The organism is Vibrio sp. 1CM7H (genome assembly GCF_023161645.1).
GTDB lineage: Bacteria > Pseudomonadota > Gammaproteobacteria > Enterobacterales > Vibrionaceae > Vibrio > Vibrio diabolicus.
In genome coordinates this window covers 126,956-145,683 of the sequence record NZ_JALNTV010000003.1, presented here as the reverse complement: position 1 = coordinate 145,683, position 18,728 = coordinate 126,956, and the positions used below count along the sequence as shown (strand labels likewise).

At 45.8% G+C, this 18,728-nt stretch carries 13 protein-coding genes; 3 read left to right on the top strand and 10 right to left on the bottom strand.

All coding sequences use genetic code 11. From position 1 onward, the window contains the following. Nucleotides 1–55: 55 nt before the first annotated feature. The 10 genes from MSG33_RS12800 to hrpB all read right to left on the bottom strand — a co-directional run bounded on the left by MSG33_RS12800 (nt 56) and on the right by hrpB (nt 16,382). A complete protein-coding gene (locus tag MSG33_RS12800; protein WP_005396732.1) occupies nt 56–1,087 on the bottom strand; it encodes an ABC transporter ATP-binding protein in 1,032 nt (343 codons plus the stop codon). Then, a complete protein-coding gene (locus MSG33_RS12795) occupies nt 1,087–2,712 on the bottom strand; it encodes an iron ABC transporter permease (protein ID WP_248381243.1) in 1,626 nt (541 codons plus the stop codon). The genes MSG33_RS12800 and MSG33_RS12795 overlap by 1 nt, the downstream gene beginning before the upstream one ends. Nucleotides 2,713–2,811: 99 nt before the next feature. Then, nucleotides 2,812–3,825, bottom strand: a complete 1,014-nt coding sequence (locus MSG33_RS12790; protein WP_203346935.1) for a Fe(3+) ABC transporter substrate-binding protein — start codon at nt 3,823–3,825, stop codon at nt 2,812–2,814. A 152-nt stretch (nt 3,826–3,977) separates the two neighbouring features. After that, nucleotides 3,978–5,207 carry an ammonium transporter gene (locus tag MSG33_RS12785; RefSeq protein ID WP_046875065.1) on the bottom strand — a complete coding sequence of 410 codons (1,230 nt, stop codon included), beginning with the start codon at nt 5,205–5,207 and terminating at the stop codon, nt 3,978–3,980. 27 nt (nt 5,208–5,234) lie between these two features. Then, nucleotides 5,235–5,573, bottom strand: a complete 339-nt coding sequence (locus MSG33_RS12780; protein WP_005396729.1) for a P-II family nitrogen regulator — start codon at nt 5,571–5,573, stop codon at nt 5,235–5,237. A 188-nt stretch (nt 5,574–5,761) separates the two neighbouring features. After that, nucleotides 5,762–6,130: a YacL family protein gene (locus MSG33_RS12775; protein WP_012841428.1), complete on the bottom strand. Its 369-nt coding sequence runs from the start codon at nt 6,128–6,130 to the stop codon at nt 5,762–5,764. 99 nt (nt 6,131–6,229) lie between these two features. After that, on the bottom strand, nt 6,230–8,827 hold the full coding sequence (gene acnB, locus MSG33_RS12770; protein WP_074191768.1) for a bifunctional aconitate hydratase 2/2-methylisocitrate dehydratase: 2,598 nt from the start codon (nt 8,825–8,827) through the stop codon (nt 6,230–6,232). Between the two features lie 268 nt (nt 8,828–9,095). Beyond that, complete coding sequence (locus MSG33_RS12765) at nt 9,096–11,426, bottom strand: patatin-like phospholipase family protein (protein ID WP_248381242.1); 2,331 nt, start codon at nt 11,424–11,426, stop codon at nt 9,096–9,098. 122 nt (nt 11,427–11,548) lie between these two features. Then, the gene (mrcB, locus tag MSG33_RS12760; protein WP_248381241.1) at nt 11,549–13,921 is read right to left on the bottom strand and encodes a penicillin-binding protein 1B; all 2,373 of its coding nucleotides are present in this window, start codon (nt 13,919–13,921) and stop codon (nt 11,549–11,551) included. Beyond that, nucleotides 13,914–16,382: an ATP-dependent helicase HrpB gene (gene hrpB, locus MSG33_RS12755; RefSeq protein WP_248381240.1), complete on the bottom strand. Its 2,469-nt coding sequence runs from the start codon at nt 16,380–16,382 to the stop codon at nt 13,914–13,916. Before hrpB ends, mrcB begins: the two co-directional genes overlap by 8 nt. 66 nt (nt 16,383–16,448) lie before the next feature. Here hrpB and sfsA point away from each other — a divergent pair, with 66 nt between their 5' ends. The 3 genes from sfsA to gluQRS all read left to right on the top strand — a co-directional run bounded on the left by sfsA (nt 16,449) and on the right by gluQRS (nt 18,708). Beyond that, on the top strand, nt 16,449–17,165 hold the full coding sequence (gene sfsA / locus MSG33_RS12750) for a DNA/RNA nuclease SfsA (protein WP_248381239.1): 717 nt from the start codon (nt 16,449–16,451) through the stop codon (nt 17,163–17,165). Nucleotides 17,166–17,301: 136 nt separating this feature from the next. Then, on the top strand, nt 17,302–17,748 hold the full coding sequence (dksA, locus tag MSG33_RS12745) for an RNA polymerase-binding protein DksA (protein WP_005386584.1): 447 nt from the start codon (nt 17,302–17,304) through the stop codon (nt 17,746–17,748). Nucleotides 17,749–17,844: 96 nt separating this feature from the next. Then, nucleotides 17,845–18,708 carry a tRNA glutamyl-Q(34) synthetase GluQRS gene (gene gluQRS, locus MSG33_RS12740; RefSeq protein WP_248381238.1) on the top strand — a complete coding sequence of 288 codons (864 nt, stop codon included), beginning with the start codon at nt 17,845–17,847 and terminating at the stop codon, nt 18,706–18,708. Nucleotides 18,709–18,728 lie beyond the last annotated feature (20 nt).

Below are 18,728 nucleotides of genomic sequence, written 5' to 3'. Positions count from 1 at the left end.
GCTTTTTTATTGTGTGTAGGCAGGCATAAGAGAATAGTAAAGGTACCCAGTAACGTTATGCGAATGCCAGCACGCCCTGCGTTTCAATTTTCACAGCAACAGACTCACCAATATTTAATGCCTGCGATGCTGTAGCCAACAAACGGTCGCCATTCGCATCAATCACGTAGCGGCAATGGTCGCCCATAAAGTGCTGCTCCAGCACCGTTACTGAGCTCTCTTCATCGGATTGAATTTGCACATGTTGCGGCCTTAGCAACAAAGAGCATTCAGACTGCACTGGGATCTCTTGTTGGGCTGTGGCTTCAACCACACCCAAGTGGGTTTCATATTCTGAATCCGAAACTCGTTTAGCGGCCAGATAGCTACCACCACCTAAGAAATCCGCAACAAACTTACTTGAAGGCTGGTAGTAAAGCTCAGATGCCGTACCATACTGCTCGATAACACCATTGTTCATCACTGCCATTTTATCCGCGAAGGCAAAAGCCTCTTCACGGCTATGCGTAACAAAAATGGCAGTCACGCCTTGCGCCTTAAAAATCTTACGGATCTCACTTATCAACTCATGGCGAACTTGCGTATCAATATTGGAGAACGGCTCATCCAACAACAATAAGTCTGGGCTGTAAGCTAATGAGCGAGCAATCGCAACACGCTGCTGCTGTCCACCAGACAATTGATGAGGATAACGATCGCCATAGCCTTGCAAATGCACGAGCTCGAGCATCTCTTGGACTTTGCCATTTTTCTCTTTTGTCGAGTAATGCTTTAAGCCAAAGGCAATATTTTGCTCCACCGTCAGGTGAGGAAAAAGCGCATAATCTTGGAAAATCATCCCGATATTACGCTGTTCTGGTGGCAACCAGTTCTCCCCATCATCAATCGTGACGCAATTTAAGCTCATTTCGCCTGACGTTAACGGCAATAATCCCGCAACGGCTTTTAATAGTGTTGTTTTTCCGCAACCACTTGCACCTAGTAAACAGACAATTTGCCCTTGCTCCACCTCAAGAGACAATGATTCGAGTACGGTTTGATCATCATATTGGCAAGTTAGGTTTTTAATTGATAATGCGCAGCTCATCAGTGATTTTGCTCCAGTGAACGGTTAACAACAACAAGCGGGATCAACCCAACAAGAACCAACAGAACCGCAGGCAAAGCGGCCAATTCTAAATGCTCATCCGAGGCGAAGTTATAAACGTATGTGGCTAGCGTTTCAAAGTTAAATGGACGAAGTAATAGAGCCGCATTGAGCTCTTTCATCGACTCGATAAACACTAACAGAGCCGCAATCAGTGCACCACGTTTAACCAGCGGAAAGTGCACACGCCACAGCATAGCATTAGGCTTACAACCCATGGTGCGAGACGCCATATCTAACGAAGGCGAAATTTTATTTAAGTTACTTTCGATACTACCAATCGCCACCGCTGAAAAGCGCACAACCATGGCAAAAACCAGGGCGAACATGGAGCCAGAAAAAATAAGTCCCGGTCTTCCCCACTCCATGGCTTTAGCAAGGTCGTTGACGCGGTGATCCATAAACAGTACTGCGACCATCACACCAATCGCTAATACGGTTCCTGGCACTGCATACCCCATCGAAGAAAGACGCATAAATGCCAAGCTTTCGCGCTTGCCATTAACGCGATGGGTAAAGTTAACGATCAGTGCGACAGCAACACCAATAATGGCGGCAATAACCGACACGACCAAACTATTCCATGCGTATTCACGAAACTCGGGGGTCCAACTCTGCGCAAAGTAAGTTATCGCATAATCAATCAGCTGTAGTAATGGCAAAATAAACGCGACCGAAACCAAGCCCCAACACCAAACCAGCGCGGTCCACTTTTTCCAGCCCGTCAACTCATAACGAAAATCTTCGTGACTGTTAAATTGGCTTTGAAAAAGCTTTTGTTTACGACGACTGTAGCGTTCGGCACTGAGAAGCAGTACTACAATGACGAGCATCATGGCAGAAATCTTGGCTGCAGCATTAAGATTAGAGTACCCCAACCAAGTATCGTAGACCGCTGTGGTTAACGTATTCACAGCGAAGTAACTTACAGTACCAAAGTCACCGATAGTCTCCATTGCGACCAGCGACAAGCCCACAGCGATAGAAGGTCGCACTAGTGGCATCGAGATGCGCCAAAAGCTTTCCCATGGAGAGCATTTGAGCAAACGCGCGCTTTGCAACAAAGAGACATTTTGCTCCATAAATGCAGCTCGACACAGCAAATACACGTAAGGGTACAGCACTAAAGCCAACACAAAGGTCGCGCCAGGCAAGGTGCGAATATCAGGGAACCAATACTCGCCAGGTCCCCATCCGGTTAAATCACGCAAAAAGATCTGAATCGGTCCTGCAAAATCAAACCAATCAGTAAAAATATAACCAATGATATAACCTGGCATCGCAAGAGGTAGCACCAATGCCCACTGCAACCATTTTTCGGTCGGCAGTTTACACATGGCCATTATCCAAGCGCTTGGTATACCAAGAATTAAGGACAACACCATTACGCCAATAGTGAGCGCAACCGTGTTAAAAATATAAGTCGGCATGACTGTCGCCATTAAATGGGCAAACAAATCATCCGTTTCACCAATTGCGGTGTAGAAGATCGCTAAGATCGGCAAAACCAGTAACAGAGTTATTACCCCACTACTGGTTTTCCATAAAGAGTGTTTATCTTTCATCGCCTAATTACTGCAAGGCTGTATGAAATACAAATGCTGTTGCAAATACATCTCATATCCTTTAATCAAATGGGGGTACTGTTATACCCCCACAAGGAATTAAAGGTCAAATTTCACTTCGTCTAATAGCTTAATTGCCGCTTCGTGGTTGGCTGCAATATCGTCTAGAGAAAGCTTGTCTGCTTTAAAGTCACCCCAAGATTCCACAAGTTCAGAACGCTTCACGCCTTCTTTAACAGGGTACTCGTAGTTAACTTCTGCGTACATCTGCTGCGCTTTGTCACCCGTTAGGAATTCCATTAGCTTCACAGCATTGTCTTTGTTTGGAGAGTACTTCGCCATCGCCATACCAGAGATGTTTACGTGAGTACCTGTAGTCTCTTGGTTAGGGAAGTTGATGTAAACTGCATCTGCCCAAGCTTTTTGCTCTTTGTCATTAACCATTTTACCTAGGTAGTAGCTGTTACCTAGAGAAACATCACATAGACCTTCTTTGATCGCTTTAACTTGTGCACGATCGTTGCCTTGTGGTTTGCGAGCAAGGTTTGCTTTCACGCCTTCCAACCACTCTTTGGTTTCTGCTTCGCCATTGTGAGCAACCATTGCTGAAACTAGAGAAACGTTGTACGGGTGCTTACCGCTACGAGTACAAATTTTACCTTTGAACTCTGGCTTAGCTAGATCTGCATAGTTGAAATCTGCGCCTAGTTTACCTACGCGATCACGTGAAGAGTAAACACTACGTGAGCGTAGAGTTAGGGCAAACCACTCATTCTCTTTATCTTGGTATTGAGCTGGTACGTTTTCTTCAATGATTTTGCTATCTACTTTCTGAACTAAACCTTTGTTTGTCAGTTCAGCTAGACGACTGATGTCTGTCGTAAGGATAACGTCAGCTGGGCTGTACTCGCCTTCTTGAGCTAGCTTTTCTGCTAAGCCTTTTTTAGCAAATTTTACGTTTACTTTGATGCCAGTTTCTTTAGTGAACTCGTTGAACATAGGTTCAACTAGGAAAGGTTGACGGTAAGAGTAGACGTTCACTTCTTCAGCAGCCATTGCTGTTGGAGCTAAGGTTGCGCAAGTTAATGCTGAAAGAGTTAGCAGTTTTTTCATTGTTTAATCCTTTACCATGCTAATGATAACGTTTATCAGTTGCGTTATTATATGTATGTTCAATAAGAAGACAATGACAAATATTAAAAAACCTGCTCATCGGAGCAGGTTTTTATATGTTGAGAGTGTAACTATTTATTACAGGCTATTGATTACTTCACAGTGACAAATTCTGGGTACGCACCGACGCCACAATCATGCATGTCCATACCTTCCATTTCTTCATCTTCCGTGACGCGAATTCCAACGGTTGCTTTCAAGATAGCCCACACCACTAGGCTAGCACCAAATACCCAAGCAAAGATAACGACAGCACCTAAAAGCTGTGCACCGAATGTAGCATCGCCGTTACTTAGTGGTACAACCATCAAACCAAAGAAGCCACAAACACCGTGCACTGAAATCGCACCGACTGGGTCATCAATTTTCAGTTTATCTAGGCCAATGATGCTGAATACGACTAGCGCGCCAGATACTGCACCGATAGCAACCGCATATAATGGCGATGGTGATAGAGGATCTGCAGTGATGGCAACCAAGCCAGCTAGCGCACCATTGAGAATCATCGTTAAGTCCGCTTTGCCCCAAGTTGTTTTACATACAAATAGCGCCGCAATAGCACCTGCAGCAGCTGCTGCATTGGTGTTTAGGAAGATCTGACCTACCGCTGTTGCGTTCTCAAAATCTGAAACCATCAACTGAGAACCACCGTTAAACCCAAACCAACCAAACCAAAGGATGAAAGTACCTAGTGTTGCCAAAGGCATGTTTGAACCTGGAATCGGGTAGATTTCACCGTTTTTGCCATATTTACCTTTGCGAGCACCAAGAAGCAATACACCAGCAAGAGCTGCAGAAGCACCAGCCATATGTACGATACCTGAACCTGCAAAGTCGCTAAATCCAGCTTCTGCTAGGAAGCCACCGCCCCATGTCCAATAACCTTCCATTGGGTAGATAAATGCGGTCAAAATTGCAGAGAAAACCAAGAAAGACCAAAGCTTCATACGTTCAGCCACCGCACCAGAAACGACGGACATTGCCGTTGCAACGAAGACGACTTGGAAGAAGAAGTCAGATTCTAGAGAGTGATCAGCCCCTTCTCCTTGGGTACCAATCAACGCACCAAATGAAGGTAACCAGCCTCCTTCTCCGTTGTCGACATACATGATGTTGTAACCAACGATCAGAAACATCGTACATGCAATTGCGTACAAACAGATGTTCTTCGTAAGAATTTCTGTTGTGTTCTTAGATCGCACAAGACCCGCTTCTAGCATCGCAAAACCAGCTGCCATCCACATTACCAACGCACCGGAAATGAGGAAGAAAAAGGTGTCAAGTGCGTAACGTAACTCGGTTACTGTTGTTGTTAATTCCATAATAAGTTTCTCCAATCCCTTGAATTCTTAAAGTGCTTCTGCGTCCATTTCGCCCGTTCGGATACGCACCGCTTGGTTCAGGTCGTAGACAAAAATTTTACCGTCACCAATCTTTCCTGTTTGCGCAGCTTTTGTAATCGCTTCAACCACTCGCTCAACATTATCCGCGTGAGTAGCGATTTCAATTTTCACTTTTGGTAGGAAATCGACCTGATACTCAGCGCCGCGATACAGTTCCGTGTGGCCTTTTTGACGACCAAACCCTTTAACTTCTGATACCGTCATCCCTTCGATACCGACGTTAGCCAATGCTTCTCGCACATCGTCTAATTTAAACGGCTTAATAATGGCATTGATTATTTTCATTCAATTCTCTCCGAAGCTTTCATCCTGAAACACTTCTAATAATCCAATCTACGTGCCAAGTTTTTAAGTCATTGAATAATAAAAACTAACGTCAATTTACATATCTATAAACAAAAAGGGCGCACCATATCGGTGCGCCCTTTTCACAAATTTAAAGCAACAGAAGGAAAGTTACCCAAAACTGTGCACTAAATGTTCAAAAAGTCTTTCCATCGCTCGATAAGAATCATGAAGTCCTCTATTCCACAGCTTGCTGTACTTTCTGCATTGTAGAAATCGAATTCACTTTCCATCTCAACATCATGGTCATGGGCCAATGCGTTTTCTTGCACTAGGACTTCATCGCCCTGAATCATCAAGCTAATTTCTGTACCTGTTAGGTTATGCTCTTGAGAAGGCGCTGAAAATGACTGCTCAATTAGCTTTTCAACCTGAGCAATCTTCATAGGATCTTTGCCAATTTCTTCTTGTAGCCAGCGCCCAACAATCTCATGCCCCATGCTGCATTTTACGTAGTACTCGCCCATCAACGTGTTACGGATGAATTCAAATTCCATCGAGATTGCCTTTTCGTATCAATTTGGTGCGGAGTATAGCGAATTGCGCCCATAAAAAAAGCACCTCGTTTGAGGTGCTTTTTAATTGTGCAGTTAAACTTATGCAGGCTCTTGGAAGATCACTTCATCCGCTTTCTTGGTGTACTGATCCATTTTATGGAAGTTCAAGTAGCGGTAAGTATCTGTAGCGGTTGCATCAATTTGCTTCGCATACTCCAAGTACTCTTCTTTGGTTGGAATCTTACCAAGGATTGCACCTACGGCAGCTAGTTCCGCAGACGACAGGTAAACATTCGCACCAGTACCTAGACGGTTCGGGAAGTTACGCGTTGAGGTCGACATCACTGTTGATTTGTCTGCAACACGCGCTTGGTTACCCATACATAGTGAACATCCTGGTGTTTCAATTCGAACCCCAGCACGGCCAAAGATACCGTAATAACCCTCTTCCGTTAGCTGATCCTTGTCCATCTTCGTTGGCGGAGCGATCCATAAACGAGTTGCAAGCTGTCCGTTGAACTTATCTAGCAGCTTACCGGCAGCGCGGAAGTGACCGATGTTCGTCATACAAGAACCGATGAACACTTCATCAATCGCTGTGCCTTGTACTTCAGACAACAAGCGAGCGTCATCCGGATCATTCGGTGCACATAGTACTGGCTCGTTGATTTCAGCCATATCGATTTCAATCACATGTGCGTATTCAGCATCTTTATCCGCTTGCATCAGCTCAGGATTTGCCAGCCACTCTTCCATCGCTGTAATACGTCGTTCGATAGTACGGCGGTCACCGTAACCTTCAGAGATCATCCACTTCAGCATTACGATGTTAGAGTTTAGGTACTCTTCGATCGACTCTTGCGACAGTTTCACAGTACAACCTGCCGCCGAACGCTCTGCAGATGCATCAGACAGCTCAAATGCTTGCTCAACAGTTAGCGTTTCTAGGCCTTCAATCTCAAGGATACGACCAGAGAATTCGTTGATCTTGCCCGCTTTCTCTACTGTTAGTAGACCTTGCTGAATCGCGTAGTAAGGGATGGCATGAACAAGGTCACGCAGTGTGATACCCGGTTGCATTTCACCTTTAAAGCGAACCAAGATTGACTCAGGCATATCTAGTGGCATAACGCCTGTCGCAGCAGCAAAGGCAACCAAACCCGAACCTGCTGGGAATGAAATACCTAGCGGGAAACGAGTATGTGAGTCACCACCCGTACCGACTGTATCCGGCAGTAGCATACGGTTTAGCCATGAGTGGATAATACCGTCACCCGGGCGAAGAGATACACCACCGCGGTTCATGATAAAGTCCGGAAGTGTGTGGTGCGTGTTAACGTCTACTGGTTTTGGATACGCAGAGGTGTGACAGAAAGACTGCATGACAAGATCAGCAGAGAAGCCCAAACACGCCAAGTCTTTAAGTTCATCACGAGTCATAGGGCCGGTAGTATCTTGCGAACCTACTGTCGTCATCTTCGGCTCACAGTAGGTACCAGGGCGAATGCCTTCTACGCCACACGCTTTACCAACCATTTTCTGTGCAAGCGTGTAACCCTTGCCAGAATCTGCAATTTCACCAGGTTTACGGAATACATCCGAAGGCTCAAGACCTAGCGATTGACGCGCTTTGTCTGTCAAACCACGACCGATGATCAATGGGATACGACCGCCAGCACGAACTTCATCAATCAGTACTTCCGTTTTCAGCGAGAACTCAGCTAAAACTTCACCTGTTTCGTGATTACAAACTTTACCTTCATATGGGTAAACATCGATAACATCGCCCATGTTGAGCTTAGTCACGTCGACTTCGATTGGTAGTGCGCCCGCATCTTCCATTGTGTTGAAGAAGATAGGTGCAATTTTACCACCAAGCACATAACCACCAGCACGTTTGTTTGGAACGTAAGGGATATCATCTCCCATGAACCAAAGTACTGAGTTGGTTGCAGATTTACGTGAAGAACCAGTACCAACAACATCACCAACGTAAACCAATTGGTGACCTTTTTCTTTCAATTCTTCAATTTGCTTGATCGGACCAATATTGCCCGGTTGATCAGGATTGATGCCTTCACGCTCGTTCTTCAGCATCGCAAGTGCGTGCACTGGGATATCAGGACGAGACCAAGCATCAGGTGCAGGTGAAAGGTCATCCGTGTTCGTTTCACCTGTTACTTTAAATACAGTTAGAGTGACTTTTTCTTCAAGCTTAGGCTTAGAAAGGAACCACTCAGCATCAGCCCATGACTGAAGTACTTTCTGTGCATGCGCATTGCCTGCTTTTGCTTTCTCTTCTACATCATAGAAAGCATCAAACATCAGAAGTGTATGAGACAGCGCTTCTACAGCAATCTCTGCCAGTGCTTCATCATCCAATAGCTCAACTAGCGGTGCGATGTTATAACCACCTTGCATAGTGCCTAGCAGTTCAGCCGCTTTTTCACGGCTCACAAGTGGTGATTTAACTTCACCTGTTGCTACAGCGGTTAGGAAACCCGCTTTAACATAAGCGGCTTCATCTACACCTGGTGGGATGCGGTTTTCAAGTAGGTCAAGAATGAACTCTTCTTCACCTTGCGGGGGATTTTTCAGAAGTTCTACAAGTCCAGCAACTTGTTCTGCGTCTAGCGGTTTAGGAACAACTCCTTCAGCAGCACGCTCTTCGACGTGTTTACGGTAGGCTTCAAGCACGACTTTTTCCTCTCATTGCGGTTCCTCCTCTATTATTACTATTGTTAAAGTAAAGGAGTGAACATCCTTGGAAACTTGGCTCTCCATTGCCCTTGTTTTCATTCAATTATGATTGAGAAACAGCGCCGTAGAGGCCAAACTGTGGGCAAAATAATAGCAAATTTAACCTTAAATTAAAATCTTATCATTTTGACCAACATAGCAACTTACGACTAAAGTTCTGCTAATTTTGACCAAATATGCCAAGTTTTTGCTTTCTTATACCCGGTTAATTAAACGACGTTCCTACGATCAAATACACAGCATCCATATCCTGCTCAGTACGACCATAAGCCAACATAATTGGCCCGATTGGTGAGTCAACACCAAAGAAAATAGAGCCAGCATTGTAAAGTGGCGCTTCATTCAGCTTCAGATCATTATCTGACCACACTCCACCGTATTCCACTGATGCACCTAGGTAGACTGGCGCTTCAAATAGTCCAAAGTCGTTGTCGAACCATTTGTATCGGTACACCAAGCTACTAAAAAACAGGTTCTGTCCAATCAAGCTATTTCTTGGGATGCCAGATAGGTTTAAAAAGCCGCCTAACTCTCTCGGATCAAGTGGAACCGATGAATTTTTACTTTCTACAAAACTATATTCTGCATGTCCGACTAAAGTATGACGCTGATGACTGACCGCACCTTTGAATCGCGCGGAGATTTCATACACGGTATCTTCAATCATCTTTTCCGTGTCGAGCAGAGTGATGCCTTCCGGACTCTTGTCATGAGATACGAAATATTCAAGATCGACCAGCAGTCCGCGAGTAGGAAATGCAAAATCATCAAGCGTATCGAGTCGATAGCTCGCAAATATACCTTTGCGCTCGAAGTCTAGCTGCCCTGCCGAGGCCAAGGTAGACAGCTCAATATCTCCTGTAGAGTAACGAGCACCAAGGCGCAACTCTTGCCATAACGTAGGTTGAATGCCAATCGCCAGCTCAGAAGCAAAGTCATTATAGGAAACGGGTAAGAAGTCGTTAACTGAGCTGAGGTCCGGATTTTCAAATTCGCTAAAAGGTAAGTTTCTATCTTCACTGCTGTATCCAACACGGCCAGCAACAAAAAGCGTTTGACTAGATAAAACAGGCGAATACAACTCAGCTTCTATCAGCTTATCCGTGCCCATTTCTACGTTGAACGCCAACTCTGCACCATGCGAGTTTAAATTAGTAAAATTGGTCGACATACCGATGCCGTATTGGCTATCCGTATCGAAGTCATCTTCAAGGAAAAATCGAAAGTTAACGTAATTCGGCCCCCACGACTTTTCGTTAACATCAAAAACCAACAATGTCTTACCATCAACATCTTCAAAGTGATAAGTGATTAACTCAAAACGATCCAGCGCATAGAGATTTTCAACGGCTTTTTCTATTTCAGCCGTTGGAATACGACGACCTGTTTTCAATTGAATACGGTTAGTAAGTAATACATCACTGTAGTGGGTGTTATTCACTATCACAATGTCATCAACAATGCGTTTATCACCGTAAACCAGCGTCTTACGTACCTCTTGCTTGTGATCAATGTACTTTTGGTATTCTGCGTTCGATAAACTTAGACCTTGCAGCTTATCTTCAAGCTGCTTGGTAATATCGTAGCCCGCTTGAAAAGCCCAAGGCATTTTGTCGAACTCGACCGTTTCCATGGTGCCTACATTGGGACGAATATAAATATCTTGTGGTTCAAGCTCGTCCACTTGCTGTTGCGTACTGCGACGGACTAGGTAATTAGAAAGTTGATCCGCTACAGTAAACAGCCCGGTAAACTCATCTTCGGTTTTGTAGTCGGTGCTAATATCAACAGCAATAACAACATCTGCCCCCATGGCGCGAGCCACATCGACAGGCATGTTATTGACCACGCCACCATCGACAAGCATATGGCCATTGAGCTTATAGGGAGGAAGCGCTCCTGGTACAGACATACTGGCCATCATGGCGTCCACTAGGTAGCCATTGCCAAGAACCACTTCCTCTAGCGCAAGAATATCTGTCGCCACAGAGCGGTAAGGAATGGCAAGATCATCAAAAGAATCGAATCGTCCCAAATTCCCAGTAGTCTCACGCAATACGCGCAACATGTTCTGGCCTTGCACGACCCCCGTTGGGGCACGAACCTCACCAAATCTTAAGCCGAGGTCAGTGTTAATTTGATAGCGGTCTTCATACTCTTTATCACGAACTCGGCGTTGACTGCGGTCGACACGATCTCGATAGCCACTGCTCCAATCCACGGTGTAGATAAAACTTTCAATTTCATCAGCGCTCATCCCCGTGGCATAGAGACCACCAACATAAGCGCCCATACTAGTGCCCGTTACAATATCGACCGGGATCTGCATCTCTTCTAACGCTTTAAGGACGCCGATATGCGCAGCGCCTTTTGCTCCACCACCAGCGAGCACAACCGCCACCTTTGGGCGAGGCTCCAAGTCATCCGTTTTTGCTAGAGAGTTTGCGAGGGAAACAGAAGGAGTGGTGATCAAAAAGGCACTAACCCAAAACGCGAAATGGCGAGTCGGCGGGCTTGATAACAACTTTTTGAACATTCACTTCTTCCTTTGTTGAATTTCTTATCAAGTAGGGCGTGCTAGCAGCACCGCACTAACACGCCCTAATATGTACTAAGAATTGACCAGAGAGACAAGCTAATGTTGTTGATTTGGCGATGCTACCAATCAAATAAGCTGTTAAGCCAGTTTGATTTCTTCTCACACTGCTGCTTTATTTGACCCGTTTTATCCCAAACTGGCAGTTTATAATCACTACGACAGTTCATTTCTAAACCACCATCTGATGTCGGCTTAAATCCTAACGTGGTGATCTCTCTTGGCCACGGAAGCTCTAAACGCTCAGGAATGCGTTGCTTCAAATACTCTGCGTACACTCGTAATGCACCGCTCGACCCCGTTAGATGAACCGGTTTGTTATCGTCGCGGCCTAGCCAAATTGTCGTCACTTCACGGCCATCAACACCGACAAACCAGCTATCGCGGTTATCGTTACTGGTACCCGTTTTTCCTGCCAGTGCAGCCCAACCAAACTGGCTTTGTAAGAAGCGGCCTGTACCTTGAGCAACCCCCTGTTTCATCGCGTAAGTCGTTAGCCATGCTGCTTGCTCATCCACGGCTCTTGATGAACGAGGCAAGGATTGATACAGCACATTACCTTCCATATCCATCACTGAACGCAGAGCGGTCAGTTTCGCACGTTTGCCTGAGTTCGTCAGTGTCTGATACATCTGTGCGACTTCGAATGGCGTCAAAGAAAACGAGCCCAAAAACATCGAAGGCACTGGGCGGATTTCGTCTTTGTTGACGCCCAAACGCTCTAAAGTATCGGATACTTCTGGGATACCAAGCGCCATGCCTAAGCGCACAGTTGGCACGTTGAGTGACTTCGCTAAAGCAATGTAGAGTGGCACATCACCACGGTATTTTCGGTCGTAGTTACGCGGTGTCCATACATTACCTTTACTGCTTTTCAGGCTTAGCGGCGTGTCGTGTAGCGTCGTGCCTAGGTTATATTTTTCCGGTTGTTCTAGAGCCGTCAAGTAAATCGCTGGTTTAACTAAAGAACCAATTGGACGACTGGCATTGAGCGCGCGGTTAAAACCTTCATAACCAACACGTTTACCGCCAACCATGGCACGGATTTCACCACTATGACGATCAACCGCGACTGCAGCGGCTTCTAATTCTTTACCGCCTCGTTTAGCTAGCTCCGGGATCTTTTTCGCGATGGCTTGCTCCATTTTGCTTTGCGATACCGGATCCAGAGACGTAAACACGCGTAGTCCGGTTTCCGCTTTAAATCGCTCCCCCACTTTTTCTTTCAATTCAATGCTCAATTGTTGGAAATAAGCGGGCTGACGGCTCGCAATACGTGGTTTATTCTGCGTATCAAGCGAACGACTGACGGCTTGCTCATACTGCTCAGATGTCAGCATGTTTTGCTGCATCAACAAACGTAATACAAGATCGCGGCGCTCTTTCGTGCGCTCAGGGTAACGAATTGGATTGTAGTAAGACGGTCCTTTTACCATCCCAACTAACATCGCCAGTTGATCGATTCGCAGCTCTTGGATCGGTTGTCCAAAGTAATAACGCGATGCCAAGCCAAACCCGTGGATCGCTTCACCACCGCTTTGCCCCAAGTACACTTCGTTAAGGTAGGCTTCCAAAATACGATCTTTGCTGTAACGGTAATCCAAAATTAACGCGATATACGCTTCTCTAACTTTGCGCCACAGCGTTTTATCACGGGTCAAAAACAGGTTTTTCGCCAACTGCTGAGTTAGCGTACTACCACCTTGAACAGTACGACCCGCTTTAATGTTTGCAACCATTGCTCGTGCAATCGCGAGTGGAGACACCCCATCGTGTTGATAAAAATCCCGGTCTTCGGTCGCAAGCAGTGCATCAACTAAAATTTCTGGGAACTGATCACGACGCAAGAACAGACGCTGCTCATCTTGATCTTTCTCCAGCATACCCAACATCTTAGGCTCTAAGCGTAAGTAACCAAGATCGCCTCGGGACTCTAAAGACTGAATACGCTGTAAACCAGAATCTGAAAAATGGAGCATCACGTGACGATCCGGTTCAGGACCATCGGCAAATTCGAATGGACGGCGAATCAATTCAATCCGAGTGGAAGAAGAAGAGTACTCACCAGGGTAGCGAGGCTGACTTACCTTACGGTAATTCAGTACATCCAGCTCGTTACGAAGTTCTTGAATGGTGATATTTTCACCCGGATTTAAGTTCAAGATACGGGCATAAACCACCGTTGGCAGCTCAAACAGCTGACCTTCAAAGCGTTCTTTCACCACACTATCTAAGTAAATCCCAACAAACAGCAAAACAGCGGCAAGCGCAACACCGGCTTTCCAGCTAAATGACCACAAAACTTTCAGCCACGAATGTTTCTCGTTAGCCGGCTTTTTACTCGGTGTGCGTCGAGTCGGTTTTGTCGTTCCTTTATTGGTTGTACTTTTCTTCGCTGGCGCTTTTTTCGCGCTAGGCTTCTTGCTGTTAGTCATTATTCAATTGTCTTTTTGTTTTCGTAGTTGCTACATGATTGGCAGGATCATCTGGCCAAACGTGTTTTGGGTAGCGCCCTTTCATCTCTTTTTGAACGTCTTTATAGCTTCCGTTCCAGAAAGCCGCCAAGTCAGACGTCACTTGCAGCGGACGTTGTGCCGGCGAAAGCAGTTCAAGCACTAAACGCTTGTGACCAAGCGCTACCGTAGGGGAGCCACTCTCACCAAATACCTCTTGCATACGCACCGATAATTTCGGCTCATGGCCATACTGGTAACGGATACGCTTCTTTGAACCTGTAGGCAGTTGGTAATGCTCTGGTAACCATTCATCCAGCTGTTGATTGAGTGGCCAACCTAATCGAGCGTTCAGCGCCTCGACCAAGTTTATCTTGCTCAAATCGTTAACCGAACTGACGGACGTCATGTACGGCTCTAACCACTCTTCTAATGAATCCAACAAACTGGCTTCATCAAACATTGGCCATGATTGCTCGGGTAACCATTCCACCGCACAACGAACCCGAGCCAACAAGCTCTCCGCTGCCGGTGTCCAGTTTAGACTCTGTAAGCCCTGGCGGCGGACATACGTGAGTAAAGCTTGTGTCATTTTTTCTTTGCCAGGGCTTGGCAAAGGCTCGCGTTCAACCACCAGCTGACCGAGTTTTGTTTGTCGCTCAGCCATTAGACGCCCTCTTTTTTCATCCCAGTCTACAACTTCTTCAGACGAAAATAGCGCTTCAAAGGTCGCTCGCAATATATTGACATCCAATTCACATGCCGAATGAATTTGACTGGAGTTAGAATGAGAACGCATTAAGTCAACGGCAACCAAATAGTCACAGCCACCTAGCATGTCTTCCTGACGACATTCTGCACCATGACCATTAGCCAAAGTAAATCGCCCAAATTGATTTGTGCGCTGCTGCGCAATGCGATCTGGAAATGCCAAACTTAACACCAGCGGTAATGCTTCTTCATCCACGCCTTTCAGGTCAAATACCGTATCCAATTTGTACGCTAGAGATTGAGCACGCTTGAACAACAGCGACTTTTTTGGATGAGTACCAACAAGCCAACGATGCAAGCTATGAGCAATATTGGTAACGTTTCTCTCTGGCTCTTCAATCAGTGCGACCGCCGCCAAAGCAGCATTTAACATCTTATCACTGTAAGATTGCGCTTTAATTAGCATCGCAGCCGCACGAGGCTCAACGCCTAGTTCATGCGCCTGTTTTCCTTCGGACGTTAATTGCCCTTTTTCCGTCAGTAGTCCCAATGACACCAATAGCTGCTTCGCTTGTTCCAATGACGCATTAGCGGGAACATCAAGCCACTTGAGATCGTTGATATCATTCGCTCCCCAAAATGCGAGCTCCATAACTAAACTAGCCAAATCGGAATGCAAAATTTCGGGCTGGGGAACCAGAGGTTGCTGCTTGAACTGACTTTCAGAATAGAGGCGAACGCAAATGCCCTCTTCTATTCGTCCCGCTCGTCCTGCACGCTGAATCGCTGAAGACTGTGCAATGCGTGTTTGCTCTAAGCGTGTTAAACCGTTTTTCAAATCAAACCGGGCAATACGCTCTAACCCAGAATCAACCACAAGGCGAATGCCTTCAATCGTCAGTGAAGTTTCTGCGATGTTGGTCGCGAGTACGACTTTACGCTTGCCGTGTTCTGCCGGCGTGATGGCTTTTTGTTGCTCAGTAAAGCTCAGTTGCCCATAAAGCGGACACACTTCAATATCATCCGCCAAATGAGATAAACGTTCTTCGACTTGTTTAATGGCCCCAACGCCCGGTAGGAAAGCCAACAAAGAGCCGGACTCTTTGTTCATAAGACTTTCTATTGTTTTTGCCATACTCGTAGGTAAATGATCATTCACACCTAACGGTTGGTAACGCATGTCTACGTCGAAACTGCGTCCTTCTGATTCAATGTAACTGGCTTCCGGCAACAACGACTGTAAGGCTTGTTGATGAAGCGTTGCCGACATTACCACCAGCTTGAGATCGTCTCGCAATGCCTCTTGAACTTCTAAACTGAATGCCAAAGCGGTATCGGCATGAATGCTGCGTTCATGAAACTCATCAAAGATCAGGAGATCAACACCATCCAGTTCAGGGTCAGTTTGAATCATCCGAGTCATGATCCCTTCAGTCACGATCTCCAACTGCGTTGCAGAACTTACCTTTGCCTCGCCACGAACTCGATAACCCACGCGTTGGCCTACTTGCTCTCCCAATTGCTCAGCAAGATAACGGGCAATGTTACGCGCCGCGAGTCGTCTTGGCTCAAGCATGATGATTTTTCCAACAACCGAATGGTTTAAGAGTAACTGCAAAGGGAAGTAAGTCGACTTACCGGCACCAGGCGCCGCTTTTAAGATCACTTGATGTTGATTTTTGACCGCCGTCAGCAACTCAGGCATCACGGCTTCAATCGGCAATTGTGACAAAGGAAATACCTTATGGTGTAATGGTGGCAACATTGTACATAAAAAAATTTTTGTCTAAATAAGCAAATGCATTTCACACCCGCTTTAGAGTCCGCCACTCTACTCAAACGCTATAAACGCTTTCTTGCCGATATCGAACTCGATACCGGTGAAATTCGTACTATCCACTGCGCAAACACTGGTGCTATGACAGGTTGTGCGACACCGGGAAACAAAGTTTGGTTTTCCACTTCCGACAACCCGAAACGAAAATACCCCAATAGTTGGGAGTTGAGTGAAACCGAACAAGGCCACCGTATTTGTATCAATACCGCGCGCGCCAACCAATTAGCCGTTGAGGCTATTGAAAATAATGTCATTTCAGAGCTTTGTGGTTATGACACACTTCAAACTGAGGTGAAATACGGTAATGAAAATAGCCGAATTGATATCTTGCTCAGCGCAGACAACAAGCCAAAGTGCTATATAGAAGTGAAAAGCGTCACTCTTCTTGATGAGACCGACTCTACTGGACAAGGATACTTCCCAGATGCGGTCACGACTCGGGGACAAAAGCACCTGAGAGAGCTCACAGAAATGGCACAAAATGGAAGTAGAGCCATACTTTTATTCACTGTTTTACATTCAGGTATTGAAAAAGTATCCGCGGCGCACCATATAGACGCGAAATATTCACTATTACTCAAACAAGCACAAGACGCTGGAGTGGAAGTTCTCAGCTACAAAGCTGAACTGAGCGATACTGGAATGAAGCTGATTTCCGCTATTGATTTTATCAATTAAGAGAAAAAATGATGTCGTCTTCACATTGACGATAACTTTGCGATTCAGTATTTGCTTGCACCGCCTCTTTTTGCTATAGATACCCGCCTTAAATTGACTGCGTAGCAGTTGACTAGGTGTAAGTAGGAGATGCTGTATGCCAGAATCAAAGAAGAAAACGATAGGCATCCTAGCCATTGCCGGCGTGGAGCCATATCAGGAAAAACCTGGTGAAGAGTACATGTCACCAGAGCAGGTTGAACACTTTACGAAAATCTTAACAGCTTGGCGCGACCAGCTGAGAGCTGAAGTGGATCGTACCGTTCACCACATGCAGGACGAAGCAGCAAACTTCCCAGATCCAGTTGACCGCGCCTCTCAAGAGGAAGAGTTCAGCCTAGAACTGCGTAACCGCGACCGCGAACGCCGTTTGATCAAGAAGATTGAAAAGACTTTGGATAAAATCAAAGAAGACGATTTTGGCTTCTGTGAGTCTTGTGGCGTAGAGATTGGCGTTCGCCGTCTTGAAGCACGTCCAACCGCTGACCTATGTATTGACTGTAAAACACTTGCAGAAATCAAAGAGAAGCAAATGCAAGGTTAATCAACCAAGCATTATGATTATTGAAGGGAGCTCAGGCTCCCTTTTTGTTTTGACTACCTTTGCATCCCATTTGTTTACTAAATTCGAGATACACGCATGACACGCTATGTAGGTCGATTCGCCCCATCTCCTTCTGGTCCTTTACATTTTGGTTCACTGATTGCCGCTCTTGGCAGCTATTTTCAAGCGAAAGCACACAACGGAACCTGGTTAGTACGTATTGAGGACTTGGACCCACCAAGAGAAATGCCAGGTGCGGCGCAACTTATCCTAGATGCGCTCAAAGCCTATCAGCTGTATTGGGATGGAGAGGTGGTATACCAGAGTGAACGTCATGACCTTTACCAAGCCCAAATAAACACATGGCTCGAAAATGGTGAGGCCTATTATTGCCAATGTACTCGAAAGCAAATTAAAGAGCATGGCGGGTTTTATCCTGGCACTTGCCGCGATAAAAACTTGAAAGACGGCGCGATTCGCCTAAAAATGACCAAGCCTGTCGCTCATTTCTTCGATCAGAAGCGTGGAACAATTAAGATTCCAGAGCAACTCGTTAATGAAGATTTCATTATTAAACGTCGAGATGGATTATTTGCTTATAATCTTGCGGTAGTATTGGACGACATCGACCAAGGCATCACCGAAGTCGTGCGTGGTGCAGACTTAATCGAGCCAACAGGGCGTCAAATCAGTCTGTACCAGATACTTGGGCAGCCTGAAGTCAGCTACTTGCATTTACCATTGGCGATGGACAACAACGGCAATAAACTGTCGAAACAAAATCACGCGACGGCTATTGATATAGAGACACCAAAGCCTACTCTATTACGCGCCATGACATTTTTGGGCTTCGAGATACCTGAAGCCATAAAAGCGGCCAACATAGAAGAGATTCTTCGTTGGGGCTGCGAAAACTGGCGCTTGGAACAGCTTCCAACAGAGATCGAGATCACACCGTGATTCTCAAATGGCATTGTGTA